Genomic DNA, 12,949 nt, shown 5'->3' on the forward strand with positions numbered 1-12,949 from the left:
CCTAGGCCGATCGGGCACGGCATCCTAAAACTGAAGATCAGACGTGGATTGTTGACGCAATCATTACCGGCTTTCGCTCGTCTGCACTGGCACATCAGGCTATTATCGATCGATTATGTCATAACCAAAGCCAGAGTCGGTTTTAGGTCGACCCTCAATCCATTGTTGAAAATTTTTATTTCAGACGGCTATAGATCGCTAAGAACCCCGAGCGAGGCAGCACAGCTCCCTATACCGGTCTGAACAATCCGTTTATCTACTGGAGTCCGTATGAAAACCATTAAATTTTGCGCCCCTCTGCTCTTAAGCGTCGGGCTTCTCGCTGCCACCACTGGGTTTTCGCAGGCGGAAGAGTTCACCAAGGATGAAATAGGCTCGATGGTCCGGGAGTATATTCTGACCCACCCCGAGGTGATTTACGAAGCCATCGATATTTTGCAAAAAGAGGCCGAACAACAGCAGGGCCGGCAGGAAGGCGCCGCGCTACAGCAGATGGGCGACCTGCTGTTCAACAATCCGGTCGATCCGGTTGGCGGCAACGCGGACGGCACCGTCACCTTGGTGGAGTTTTTTGATTATAACTGCGGTTACTGCAAACGCTCCGGTACGGTGTTGCAGACCTTGATTAAACAGAATCCGAACTTGCGGGTCGTTTATAAGGAATGGCCTATCCTGTCGGAGTCATCCGGTGAAGCGGCTAAAATCGCCTTGGCCGTCAACCTCGCCTTCCCTGACCAATATGAGGATTTTCATCGCGCCCTCTTATCGATGAGAAGCCTGCGCTCGGCCAATGATGTCTGGACCGTGGTCGACAAGTTGGCATTGGATCGGGCACCGATAGAGGCCGTGCTGACCGACCCGAAGGTTGGCCTGCATCTGCAGCAGACCGCCACGCTGGCCCAACAGCTCGGCATTACTGGCACACCAGCCTTTGTAGTGGGCGATGTTATCCTCAAGGGCGCCTACCCCATCGAACAAATCCAACAGGCCATTGACCAGCAGGGTTAGGCACGAGCAAAATTGGTATGTCGAGCCGAGGCGGAATCTGTCTCGGCTTTTTTGTGTCCAATCGATTAACTGACCCGGCCATGCAACTGGTTGCTAATGATGCTTGCGGCATGGGCCATCAAGTCCGCCGCGTCCGCCGTGCTGCTGTCCAGCGCGGGGTGAATGTGAATGTCGATAGTGCCAGCCCGCTTGGCAAACTGATCGTTACGCCAATACTGCCCGGCATTATGGGACACCGGCACCATCACACAGCCGGCCGCCTTAGCCAGCAGCGCGCCGCCCTGACGAAAGGGCAACAACTGGTGCGGTGAGGCTCGAGTGCCTTCGGGGAAGATCAACACCGAGTTGCCTTCGGCAATGCGTTGCGAGCCGAGCTCGATAACTTGCATCATGGCGTGGCGTTTGTTGGTGCGATCGATCGCGATGGGTTTCATCATCGCAAAGGTCCAGCCGAACAGCGGGATCTTGAGCAGACTGGCCTTGGCGACTTGGGATTGGGGATGAAACAGCAGCTGCAAAAAATAGGTTTCCCAGGCCGATTGGTGATTCGCGACGATCACACAGGCCTGTGGCGGCACATGCTCTAGGCCGTGCACCCTAACTCGGATACCTAGGATGTATTGGGTGCACAGGTGCATACCGCGAGCCCAGGCGCCGATCACTAGGTAATAACGCAGCGGATAGGGGATCATGTAGGCAAACAGCCCAAAGAAGGCCGCCCAAGTCAGCGTAAAGGGCACTACCAGCAAATAAAACAGAACGGTACGAATTGTTGCCCACCACATACGGGATGATCCTCGTTGCATCGACCTCCAGTTTACTGGCTTGCGCGCGTATGTCTGCCTTGAACGGTGAATAGACTGTTGCCTTTTTGGAATGATTTTCGCACTGGTGCGGAATGAAAAACTCGCGTTCAGGTAAATAGCGCCAGCCCCAAGAGCTTGGTTCGACACACCGAGCCTGCCAGTCACAGGATTTTCAGGCTCTAAAAACAGAAAAACCCGGCAGAGCCGGGTTTTTTTAAAGCCAAATCAATTACTTGATCTTAGCTTCTTTAAACATCACGTGTTGACGAATTTTTGGATCGTACTTCTTGAATTCCAGCTTATCTGGAGTCGTACGCTTGTTCTTGTCGGTCGTGTAAAAATAACCGGTACCGGCAGAACTTACTAAACGAATTTTATCGCGTGCCATCTTTTGGACCCCTTAAACTTTTTCACCACGGGCACGTAAATCTGTTAATACAGACTCTATACCCCGTTTGTCGATGATGCGCATACCCTTTGCAGAGATACGCAGCTTAACGAAGCGTTTTTCGCCCTCAACCCAAAAACGGTGAGAGTGAAGATTCGGCAAAAACCGACGCTTAGTTTTAATTTGTGAGTGGGAAACATTATTCCCTGTTACTGGACGTTTTCCAGTAACTTGGCAAACTCTAGACATTATCTGTCGCCTCTAATTGTCGGTGACACCGCATTAACAAAAATTCGACCGCAGGCAGTTTGAGTGCTTAGTGCATTAGTGCCGTTTCGACGTGGACGAATCACTTAACTGATTCGAGCTTCCAGACAAAACGCCAATGGCATAGTTTCGCATGAAATCTAAACAGCGCTTCAAGCAGTATTTGGGTGACCAAAACGCGATTGAAACTCTAACTAAGCTCCTCGAGACCTGGGGCCCTGATTCAAAGAGGCGCGTTTTATACCAGAACAAACCGCGAAGCTCAAGTACATTTGCTGTTTTTTTGTCCATGGCGCAACACTCCGTGCACCTCTGAACACCGTTAAAAGCCCCAAATAATCAGCCTTTACATGCTTTGGGCGGCTATAACAGGCCGCGTTCGGCAAAACTAATTACCACGCCCTGACCGACTACCATATGATCAAGCAGCTGAACGTCGATGGTGGCCAGTGCGGCTTGGATACGGTCGGTCAGCAGCCGATCGGCGCTGCTCGGCTCGGCAATGCCGCTGGGATGATTGTGCGCGAGAATCACCGCGCCGGCATTGCAGCTCAGCGCCGCCTTAACCACTTCGCGCGGATAGACGGCGGCACGGTCGAGCGTGCCCTGAAAAAGAGTTTCAAACCGCAGCACGCGATGCTGACTGTCCAGCCAGATACAGGCGAACTGTTCGCTGGTCAGGTCACGCATCTGCGCCAAGAGAAACCGCCGGGTGTCGCCGGGCGATGCGAGTGCCGGCTTAGCAATCAGTTCGGCCTTGAGATAACGGCGACTCATTTCTACCACGGCCTGTAATTGGACGAACTTGGCTGGGCCCAAACCAGGACCCTGACAAAACTGGCGCTGGTTGGCCTGAAACAGGCTCGCCAGTGAGCCGAAGCGGTTAAGGATCGATTGGGCTAGGCCGACGGCATCGAGACCGGGCAGGCCGGTTCTCAAAAAGATGGCCAACAGCTCGGCATCCGATAAGGCGTCAGCTCCTTGGAGCAAGAGTTTTTCCCGCGGGCGCGATGCGGCGGGCCATTGTTTGATCGACACGGGCAGTCCTTTTGGCTCGCTGAGCAGGATGGCAGTGAACCCATATCCCGACAACCTATGCTATCCTGCCCGTCCTGGGCCGAGGTTACTGATGGGTTATATTGGGTAACCATATCAAACCGAAACGGGAACTCAAGACCGACCAACGCATCCAAGCGGAAACTTTACCGACAGGCACTTCATCATGACACTCAGCGCACTGCACAATAAACATATAGTGGTTGGCATCACGGGTGGCATAGCAGCCTATAAGTCGGCCGAATTGGTGCGTCTGTTTATCAAGGCTGGCGCCGAGGTTCGGGTGGTGATGACCGAGGCGGCGCAACATTTTATCACCCCGCTAACCCTACAGGCGCTGTCCGGCAACCCGGTCAGTCGCAGCCTGTTGGATGAGCAGGCGGAACTGGGCATGGGCCATATCGAATTGGCACGCTGGGCCGATCTGGTCATTGTTGCGCCGGCGACGGCCGACTTTATTGCTCGAATGCAGGCTGGCATCGCCAATGATCTGTTGACCACCCTGCTGCTGGCGACCGAGGCACCGGTCGCGCTGGCACCGTCGATGAATGAAAAGATGTGGCACCACGCCACCACGCAACACAATATCGCCGCCCTGCGTGCACGCCTGACGAATGTGCACTGGTTTGGTCCGGAGGCCGGATTTCAGGCCTGTGGTGATGTCGGTGCGGGACGCATGATGGAGCCGACGGATTTGGTCGCCAGCACGGCGGCCTGCTTTGCCGAAGGGCCGCTGGCCGGTCAACGGGTGGTGATCAGCGCCGGCCCAACCCGTGAGGCGATCGATCCGGTGCGCTACCTGTCGAACAACAGCTCGGGCAAGATGGGCTTCGCCTTGGCCCGGTCGGCGGCTCGCCTGGGCGCCGAGGTCTGTCTGATCGCCGGCCCGGTCAGCCTACCCACCCCAGCGGGTGTGGAGCGCATCGATGTGCTCTCCGCGCTCGATATGCACAGCGCCGCAAGCACCGCCCTAACCCGTTGCGACATCTTTATTGGCACCGCTGCGGTGGCCGACTTTCGACTGAGCTCGGTGGCCGAGCAAAAAATCAAGAAGGACTCAAGTGGTCCCGCCCCAAGCCTAGCGCTGGTCGAAAATCCGGACATCATTGCGATGGTCGCGCAGCATCCGTTGCGACCTCGACGCGTTATTGCCTTCGCGGCCGAAACGGAGCATCTAGAGCAGCACGCCGGTAAAAAACTGGCCACGAAGCAGGTCGATGCGGTCGTGGCCAATGACGTGTCGCGCACCGACATCGGCTTCGGCGCGGAACACAATGAAATCCTCTGGGTCGGCGCGCACAACACCGTGGCCTTTGGCCCCGCCAACAAGTCCGCCGTGGCCGACTTCATCCTTCAACAAATCATCAATTTGGATCTGCACCATGAACCGTCCTAACGTACAGCTTAAAATCCTCGACCCGCGCATGGGTACCGAATTCGAACTGCCCACCTATGGCACGCCCGGCTCGGCCGGCATGGATCTGCGCGCCTGTCTGTCCGAGCCGCTCACGCTCGAACCGGGTCAAACTCAGCTGATCAGCACCGGCTTGGCGATCTTTCTCGATGATCCCTCGATCGCGGCGACCATCTTACCGCGCTCCGGACTGGGCCATAAGCACGGCATCGTGCTCGGTAACCTGGTCGGTCTGATCGATTCCGACTATCAGGGTGAACTGATGGTGTCGTGCTGGAACCGTGGTCACAGCGCGTTCACCATCGAACCGGGCGATCGCATTGCGCAACTGGTTTTGCTCCCGGTATTGCAGGCCAACTTAACGCTGGTTGAGGACTTTGCACCGACTGACCGCGGCATCGGCGGTTTCGGCAGCACGGGCCGAGGTTAGGGGCGGTTTGAGCCAGATCAACACTATACGCCTTGGCTTAATGAGCAAAAACGACTTGGCCCTGGCGTTCGATGGTGACGGCGATCAACAGGTTGTGCTCAACAGCGGTGGTAAATCGATCCGTGCCGATCGCTTGTTGCTGCGGCGCGCCAAACAGGTGTTGCAGGCCCGTCCCGGCACCACCATACTGTTCGACGCAGAAAGCGCGCCAGCTCGACGACCCTATTGTCGAAAAACGGCGGCAAGGCGCTGCTGAGGCCGACTCTCGATGGCGCACGTCGACATCGCCAACGCCTCGGGCTTGGCTTGGCCCGGCACAGGCCAGGCTAAGCGGGTGATTCCGGGCCGGTCCGCAGGCCAACCTGATGCTGATTCAGGCAATGGTCAAAGAGCAGCTTTTGGCCGTTGACAGCCAGCTGTAAATTCCTTTTTAATTCCGTCCCTAGCGAGGACTGATTGTTCTCACCTCGCTAGACCGGTCGATCACGGCGGTGCGCCCGAACCCTAAAACTGGGCGCGCGTGCTGATCCTTTACACTTTTCTGGAATCCTTATGTCACTGGATAACCGTACCGCGCACGACTATGTCAAAGTCTTAAATGAGGCCTTACCCTATATCCAACGTTTTCAGGGCAAAACCGTAGTCATTAAGTACGGCGGTAACGCCATGGTTGACGACACCCTGAAGGCCAGCTTCGCGCGCGATATCGTCCTGCTCAAGACCGTGGGCATCAACCCGGTGGTGGTGCACGGCGGCGGGCCACAAATTGGCTCCCTGCTGGAAAAACTCAATATTAAGAGTGAGTTCGTCAATGGCATGCGAGTGACCACATCAGAAACGATGGATGTTGTCGAAATGGTCCTAGGTGGCTTGGTTAATAAGGATATTGTGTCGCTGATCAACCAGGCCGGGGGCAAATCCTTCGGCATGACCGGTAAGGACGCGCATAGCATCAAGGCGCGCAAGCTCAAGGTGATGCGCGACAGTCCCGACCTGAAAAAATCCGAAATTATCGATATCGGCCACGTTGGCGAGGTCGAATCGATCGATAAGTCCTTTATCAATTGGATGAGTGATGGCGGCTATATACCAGTGATCGCACCGATCGGGGTCGGCGCAGACGGTACCTCCTATAATATTAACGCCGATTTGGTCGCCGGCAAGGTGGCGGAAGTGCTGGGCGCCGAGAAACTCATTTTGCTGACCAATATCAGTGGGTTGCAGAATAAGAGCGGCCAAATTCTGACCGGTCTGAGCACCGACCAGGTCAACGAGCTGATCGAAGACGGCACTATCCATGGCGGCATGTTACCCAAGATTCGGTGTGCCTTGGATGCGGTCCATGCCGGCGTCAACAGTGCCCATATTATCGATGGCCGCGTGGCGCATGCGACGCTATTGGAGATCTTCTCTGACAGCGGTGTCGGCACCCTTATTACCAATCAGCAGGAGCTGCTCAATGACTGAGCGCAGTGAGGCCCCTTCACGCCGAGACCAGATTTTGCAGGCGCTGGCCCATATGCTTGAAACCCATCCGGGCCAAACCATTACCACGGCAAAACTGGCCAAGGCAGTCGGTGTATCCGAAGCGGCGCTCTATCGGCACTTCCCCAGCAAGCTGAAAATATTTGAAGGCTTAATCATCTTTATTGAAGATACGCTGTTCTCGCGCATGACCCGAATTTTGCAAGAGGAGGAAGCCGCTATCCCGCGCTGTGAGGCGATTTTAGGCCTGCTCTTGGCCTTTGCCGAACGCAACCCGGGAATGTGCCGCATCCTGATCGGTGATGCCTTGGCCGGTGATGTTGAGCGTTTGCGCAGCCGAGTCATGCAGATTTTCGACCGACTCGAAACCCAATTAAAACAGGTGCTGCGCGAAGCGGAGATCCGCGAAGGCATCCGCCCGGCCCTGCCCCTTAACCAGGCCGCCAACCTGTTATTGAGCTTCGCAGAAGGGCGCATCAATCAGTTTGTGCGCAGTGAGTTCAAACGCCCTCCGACCCAAGATTGGGCGGTGCAATGGCCGATTCTGGCAGGCGCCATCTTCGTAACTGAATAGGCCGGCGGTGGTCCTAAAACTCGATATTCAGGCCCACACCAGCGTAAGCCACTCGCTCTGCCGCTCGATCCGGCCAATCAAGCTCGACAAAACCAAAGGCCGACACCTTGTCGGTCAGGTTCAGCTCCTGAACTAGGCTGGTGTAGTACTGCTCTTGATCGGCCGACCCTGGGCTGATCAGCCGATTAGCGCTCACCAACCACCTCAGGGTCGACGGGTTAGAGGCTAACCTGAAGGGAATGCGGGTAAAGCTTATCAGGGTCAGGGCACGGGCGTCGGACACCGAGCTGGTGCTCAGCTGCAGCCCTGCACCGACCGTCAGGCCCTTGCTGACCCAATCGCCGATCAGGCGCATAAGCTGGCTGTTCTGATGCGTGCCATTGAGCTCCAGCGCGAGACTGAGTCGGCGTCGTGCGTCGGCGTAGTCGGCCGCGAACGACAACCCGGTTTCGCCGCCGAGTCGTTCCGCTGGTATCACCGCCCATTCAAGCTGCAGCCGATCGGCGATGACCGGGGCTCTATAACTCAGGCCATCGACGCTGCCCAGACCCACCGCCAAATTGTCGCTACTGGCCTGGCTGTAGCCCAAGGCTCCCGTCAAGGCATCCGGATCGCGATGCATCAACGTGAAGAATTTATTGCTGCGTGCCAGCGGGCTGTCGCCGTAAAATAGCGTTAGGGCCCCCTGATCGCTGCGCAGACCCACCTCGCTGCGCACCAGCTGCGGACAACAGCCATCCTGGGCGTAGGTCACCAGGCCCACGGCGAGGTCAAAAAAAGCACTATTGGCGGCCACCGGGGTGTCTCCGCGAAAACCAAATTCCGACAGGTGGGTCTCCAGTTGCACATTCGAGCCGGCATCGGATGCAGCCAGTTGGCCATAGCCATTGGCCTGGCCGTAGAGCGACGTTTTAGCCTGTGCCGGCAGGGTAAGCAGGATCAAGTACAGCATCACGAGCGGTTTCATCTTGAATTTCTCCTATAATAGAGGCCGAAAGTGCCGCATCGCCTTGGAAAGAGGACGACTGCAGCGCCCGGAAAAAGTTACTATACTGTCATCATGACCGGCCCGCGGGTCGGAATGTGCCGACCTTGACAAGGACACTCGCTCAATGAATCAGCCTATTCCGGCCACACGGGTCACTGCGCCTAAAACCAACTTGCTGGTAACCGAGCCCACCGCGGTGCTGTTGTTCGATGCTCAGCACACCATTGTGGACGCCAATGAGAAGGCACGCCAATGGTTTGGCCAGATCCAGGCGCAGCAAACCAGCCTGGAAGAGGCCTGGCTGGCGAAATTGGGGTTGCAGTTGGTCGATCGCCATTTCCATCATCTGACTCTGAGCGACCTGCTATCCGGACAGTTGCCCGACCCCTATATAGGTTTGAGCGCAGGCAACCAAACTCGCTGGGCGCAATGGCATGTGCTGACCAGCCAACATCGGCAACAGCCTTGCCAAGCCCTGGTGTTGACCGATGTCTCCGATCTGATGCAATCCTTTCACGCCCTTCAACAGCATGCCGAAGACGCCGATACGCGTGACTTTGCCACTGGGCTCTATAATCGTCGCTATGCCTTGGAGCGGTTGACACAGATGCATCTGCAGGCCAAGCGCTATCAGTCGCCTTTCGCCATCGCCCTGATCGATATAGATCATTTCAAGCGCATCAACGATACCTTCGGTCACGCCTATGGCGATGAGGTGCTTGAGCGCCTGGCAAATGTCATTGGTAAAAGTTTTCGGGAAACCGATTTATGCGCCCGTTTTGGCGGCGAAGAATTTTTGATCCTGATGCCAGAAACCGAAACCGGTGCGGCCATTTTGTCACTCGATCGATTGCGCCAACAGATCTCGGAATTAAAATGGACCCAGATGCAGCGCCCCGTCACGATCAGCTCCGGCGTGGTGCGCTGGCAGATGAACAAGAGTGTCGAGCAGCTGATTTTCTTAGTCGATCAACGCCTGGGTACCGCGAAAAAGGCCGGTCGCAACCAGGTCTGTGGCGACCTGCTCTAAGGCCCCAAGAGATCGGGCCGCAGGGACGAAATAAACGTTAGGCGACCGCATCGAGCGGTTGGTTTTCAATCAGGGCTTTGTGCAATGCCGCAATGGTCAGTTCGTAATGATCTTCGGCCACCACGACCCGTATATCCACCTGCCGGATACTCTGATAGATGGCCAGTACATTGATGTTTTTCGCCGCCAGAGCGCCCGACATGGATGCCAAAATCCCCGGCACGTTCATGTCCGAGCCCAAGACCGAGACCATAGAAATCTTGCGACTGGTCATCTCGGCGTTGGGGAAATGCCGCTCCAACCTGGCCTGAATTCGCTCCACCACCTTGAGCCCGGTATCCAGATAGAGGGTGACGGTATTGGCGTTGTGCTCCTTGGCCAGCAAGGGCAGGTTGAATTCCTGCACCAAGCGCTGAATCTCGAGAAATTGCTGCGGTTCGCCAACCATATCCTGATCAAACACACTCAAGGCGTAAATATGTTGAATCCCGGCGATGATTTCCACGCGTGGCGTTTTCGATCGATAGTCGTTGGTGATTAGGGTGCCGTCGTGATCGGGTTCAAAGGTATTTTTGACCCGCAACGGAATGTCCTTTTGGCGCAAACCCTTAGCCGCCTTGGGATGAATCGCCTCCATCCCGATCAATGAAAGTTGATCGGCGACATCGTAATTGGTCCGCCCGATGGGCTTAACATTCTGTTCACCGACCACCATTGGATCGGCCGTCGACAGGTGGTATTCCTTATGGATCACGGCTTCGCGGGCTTCGGTCAATTCAGCAATCTTACTAAAGGTGATTTCGGAATAGCCTCGGTCGAAGGTCTGCATCAGGCCCTCGGCGCACTGGGTGTAGCCGGTCACGATCGGCATTTCGGTGGCCAGGTCATAGCGCGAGAAGACCGTTAGGATTTTGTCATCGAGCGCGAGGTTGTCTTTTTCTCGCCAGCCGGAGAGATCAACGAAACGTGCATTGATGCCTTCGGATTGGAGCAGCAAGGCGACGTTAAAAGCACTGTGCGCCTCGCCGACACCCGCGAGCATTTCGCGCACGGTCGCCAGATGTTCGTTAATCTGAAAGTGGCCGTAAGAACAAACCCGCTGCAAATCCAACAGGCAAGAGCGAATGCCCTCCATCCGTTCGGTAATGAATTGGTCAGCCTGCTTCAATATATGGGGCTGATCGAACAGCTGCGCGTTGAACTCACGCATCGCCTTGGCGGTATCGGTCAGCGCCTCGCTCCACTGCCAATCTGAATCGTTATTGGCAAAGAGCGCGTAGACGCCGGGTTCGCGAGATTTTTTGTGCTCTAACAAGCGATTGGTCATACCGCCATAGGCCGACACGACAAAAATCCGTTGATACATCTGGGCCTGTGATCGGCCAATCTGAATAATATTGTCCCGCACGGCGGGATAATTACTCATGGAAGTTCCACCAATTTTCTCAACGGTATGCAGTGCCATGTTCGGTTTGGTCCTAAGTTTTGCTGAGAACACTCAGCCAATGGGTCAAGGACCCTAAAGTTTAAGGCATTTAACTCTAAACTCAATAAAAGCCGTCACGCTCGGCAGTGGAAATTTCACAAGATGGTGGTGAATAATCAGCAATGGCTACTGGTCGCCCGATTTAAAGGTCGCTATTTCACTATCCTGAGCTGCCCCCCGCTGCCCAGCTCCAGCTTGATCTCTTGGCTGGCATTGGCCTCCAGGGTAAGCGTCATCGGGGTTTTCTGGCTCTGCTTACCATTCCAGTGGCTTACCGTGAGGGCAATGCTGGCCGGCGCGATCGAGCGATTGACCACTGTCAGACGCCAAAGCCCTTCGCGGACCATGGCACTGGTAAGATTCACCAGACTGCTCTGGCCCAGCGCCAGGGTCGCCTGCGCGCCTTGCCCAGGTTCATAATAACTGTCCAGCAGCGCTGCCTGACCATCGAACACGCCAACCTTAACCGGTCCCGCTAGGTCGGGTAAGAGGCCTTCGCTCTCGATTAAAATACTCGCCTGAGCCTGCTGCAGACCCTGTTGCCGGCTGTCCCATTGCAACTCATATTGCCGCGCCAACCGGCTCAGCACCGTCTCGGCAACCGGCAACCAGAGGTGGGTATTGGCCGCAAGGTTAAAGGGCTCAAGCGCGAATAGCGTTGGCACGCCCTGGCTCTGGCCGCTCTGCGGTTGCGCCATGTCCTGTTGCGCGCGCTCCATCGACAGCGCTCGCATCATGATCTGAGGCGGGCTTGGCACCTGAGCAAAGCTGTAGCCCGGCGCCTCGATGTCGTACTCGGACAAGTTGGAGACTATTAGCTCCTGATGCAGTTTGGGCGCCGCCGCTGTTATATCGAGCCGGTAACGCACCTGAGCGCTAATGGCCGAGTCTTGCCAAGCATAGAAGAGTCTATTGTTTTGCGTCTGCGGTTGGATCACGTTGAGTTCAAACGGGGTGTCGACCAGGGTGGTGAAATTCAACAAATGCCACTGACTTTGCGGCCAATAGCGCACGGTCTTGCCCTGTTGCAGGATCAGCTGACTGGCACTCACCCCCCGCACCAGCCAGAGCCCAGCCTCACCTCTTATATTCACGGCCTCACCCTGGGTGGGTAACCGGCGCGGGTCGGGCGACGACCAGCTGAGCCGAGTGCCGGCGAGTTCGGTCTGCCACCAGAATTGCTCGGGGCTGAGCCGAGCCACCGGCAGACGAACCCGGGTTTCAGTCGCGTTCAGGGTTTCACTGCGTGCTACCCAGGCGCCGTTGTTCGCTAGGTAGAGCCAATCCACCGCCAGACTTTCGGCGCTGCTCCAGTTAGCACAACTGGCGAGGCTGGCGAGCAATAGCAAGGGTTTCAAACGATGGATCGCATAAGCGTGCGGTGCCATAAACGAGCTCCTAGCAGAGAGTCGGTTCTATTAGCGCTGGCTGGATTGTGACCAGGTGTCCGACTTAAAATTCAACAGTAAATGGATCGGCCGGCGATTTTAGCGGACGCCCCGCAAGCCCGAGGCCGCTCTCAGGACTAGGGCGCCAACGGCAACGACCAGCAGCATGATAGCACCATAAAAAAGGCCCTCGCCCATGCTCAAGCCAAAGATAAAGTTCGGTGTGTAGCCGCACATGGTCTGGACTTCAAAGACCTGAGGCCACCAGGCATCGAGCGCAAACCAAGCCGGGAAACCGGCATCCATGCCGCACTGCCCCTCATATTGGCCGCGTTCGACCAACACCGAGATTCGGCTGCGGTCAATCAGCACCGCCAGGGCAGCAACGAGGCCGACATGGGCGACACCCTGAGCCACCGGGCGCTCGGAACTCAGACCGAACAGGCCGAATAGCACGCCGCTCAGGGTCCAAAAACGCGCCTGAATACAGAGCACACAGGGTGGCTCGCCGAGTATGTATTGATAAAACAAGGCCACGCTTTCTAAGGCTAGGCCAGCGGCCACAACGAGATACCAATACCAACGGGAGTGAACAAATTTTATCAGCACAGGCAGCATAGTGGGTTCCA

15 protein-coding genes are annotated in these 12,949 nt (G+C 56.2%); 7 read left to right on the forward strand and 8 right to left on the reverse strand.

Going from position 1 to position 12,949, the window contains the following annotated elements; genetic code table 11:
* Positions 1-270: 270 nt before the first annotated feature.
* Positions 271-1,008 carry a DsbA family protein gene (locus REIFOR_RS16110; RefSeq protein ID WP_100258528.1) on the forward strand — a complete coding sequence of 246 codons (738 nt, stop codon included), beginning with the start codon at positions 271-273 and terminating at the stop codon, positions 1,006-1,008.
* 65 nt (positions 1,009-1,073) lie between these two features.
* Here REIFOR_RS16110 and REIFOR_RS16115 read toward each other — a convergent pair whose 3' ends face one another.
* From REIFOR_RS16115 to radC, 4 genes are all read right to left on the reverse strand, one after another.
* Positions 1,074-1,793, reverse strand: a complete 720-nt coding sequence (locus tag REIFOR_RS16115; RefSeq protein WP_158524416.1) for a lysophospholipid acyltransferase family protein — start codon at positions 1,791-1,793, stop codon at positions 1,074-1,076.
* 250 nt (positions 1,794-2,043) lie between these two features.
* Positions 2,044-2,202 carry a 50S ribosomal protein L33 gene (gene rpmG / locus REIFOR_RS16120; RefSeq protein ID WP_100258530.1) on the reverse strand — a complete coding sequence of 53 codons (159 nt, stop codon included), beginning with the start codon at positions 2,200-2,202 and terminating at the stop codon, positions 2,044-2,046.
* A 12-nt stretch (positions 2,203-2,214) separates the two neighbouring features.
* Positions 2,215-2,451 (reverse strand): 50S ribosomal protein L28, encoded by a 237-nt coding sequence (gene rpmB / locus REIFOR_RS16125; protein ID WP_100258531.1) that lies wholly within the window; start codon positions 2,449-2,451, stop codon positions 2,215-2,217.
* 381 nt (positions 2,452-2,832) lie between these two features.
* Complete coding sequence (radC, locus tag REIFOR_RS16135) at positions 2,833-3,507, reverse strand: RadC family protein (protein WP_100258533.1); 675 nt, start codon at positions 3,505-3,507, stop codon at positions 2,833-2,835.
* A gap of 184 nt (positions 3,508-3,691) precedes the next feature.
* On the opposite strand from radC, the gene coaBC reads away from it, so the two are divergent.
* The 5 genes from coaBC to slmA all read left to right on the forward strand — a co-directional run bounded on the left by coaBC (position 3,692) and on the right by slmA (position 7,428).
* Positions 3,692-4,921: a bifunctional phosphopantothenoylcysteine decarboxylase/phosphopantothenate--cysteine ligase CoaBC gene (coaBC, locus tag REIFOR_RS16140; protein WP_100258534.1), complete on the forward strand. Its 1,230-nt coding sequence runs from the start codon at positions 3,692-3,694 to the stop codon at positions 4,919-4,921.
* A complete protein-coding gene (dut, locus tag REIFOR_RS16145) occupies positions 4,908-5,369 on the forward strand; it encodes a dUTP diphosphatase (protein ID WP_100258535.1) in 462 nt (153 codons plus the stop codon). The genes coaBC and dut overlap by 14 nt, the downstream gene beginning before the upstream one ends.
* 40 nt (positions 5,370-5,409) lie before the next feature.
* Positions 5,410-5,625, forward strand: a complete 216-nt coding sequence (locus REIFOR_RS16150; RefSeq protein WP_145980318.1) for a hypothetical protein — start codon at positions 5,410-5,412, stop codon at positions 5,623-5,625.
* 296 nt (positions 5,626-5,921) lie between these two features.
* Positions 5,922-6,836, forward strand: a complete 915-nt coding sequence (gene argB, locus REIFOR_RS16155; protein WP_100258537.1) for an acetylglutamate kinase — start codon at positions 5,922-5,924, stop codon at positions 6,834-6,836.
* The gene (gene slmA, locus REIFOR_RS16160; RefSeq protein ID WP_100258538.1) at positions 6,829-7,428 is read left to right on the forward strand and encodes a nucleoid occlusion factor SlmA; all 600 of its coding nucleotides are present in this window, start codon (positions 6,829-6,831) and stop codon (positions 7,426-7,428) included. The genes argB and slmA overlap by 8 nt, the downstream gene beginning before the upstream one ends.
* Positions 7,429-7,441: 13 nt before the next feature.
* Here the strand turns inward: slmA and REIFOR_RS16165 are convergent, their stop codons facing one another.
* Positions 7,442-8,395, reverse strand: a complete 954-nt coding sequence (locus tag REIFOR_RS16165) for a hypothetical protein (protein WP_100258539.1) — start codon at positions 8,393-8,395, stop codon at positions 7,442-7,444.
* Between the two features lie 145 nt (positions 8,396-8,540).
* On the opposite strand from REIFOR_RS16165, the gene REIFOR_RS16170 reads away from it, so the two are divergent.
* Positions 8,541-9,446, forward strand: a complete 906-nt coding sequence (locus tag REIFOR_RS16170; RefSeq protein WP_100258540.1) for a GGDEF domain-containing protein — start codon at positions 8,541-8,543, stop codon at positions 9,444-9,446.
* Positions 9,447-9,483: 37 nt separating this feature from the next.
* On the opposite strand, the gene REIFOR_RS16175 is transcribed toward REIFOR_RS16170, so the two are convergent.
* From REIFOR_RS16175 to REIFOR_RS16185, 3 genes are all read right to left on the reverse strand, one after another.
* Positions 9,484-10,911, reverse strand: a complete 1,428-nt coding sequence (locus REIFOR_RS16175) for an aspartate kinase (RefSeq protein WP_100258541.1) — start codon at positions 10,909-10,911, stop codon at positions 9,484-9,486.
* A gap of 173 nt (positions 10,912-11,084) precedes the next feature.
* The gene (locus REIFOR_RS16180; RefSeq protein WP_100258542.1) at positions 11,085-12,320 is read right to left on the reverse strand and encodes a hypothetical protein; all 1,236 of its coding nucleotides are present in this window, start codon (positions 12,318-12,320) and stop codon (positions 11,085-11,087) included.
* A 99-nt stretch (positions 12,321-12,419) separates the two neighbouring features.
* Complete coding sequence (locus tag REIFOR_RS16185) at positions 12,420-12,938, reverse strand: disulfide bond formation protein B (RefSeq protein ID WP_100258543.1); 519 nt, start codon at positions 12,936-12,938, stop codon at positions 12,420-12,422.
* Positions 12,939-12,949: the final 11 nt, after the last annotated feature.

The organism is Reinekea forsetii (assembly GCF_002795845.1).
Lineage (GTDB): Bacteria > Pseudomonadota > Gammaproteobacteria > Pseudomonadales > Natronospirillaceae > Reinekea > Reinekea forsetii.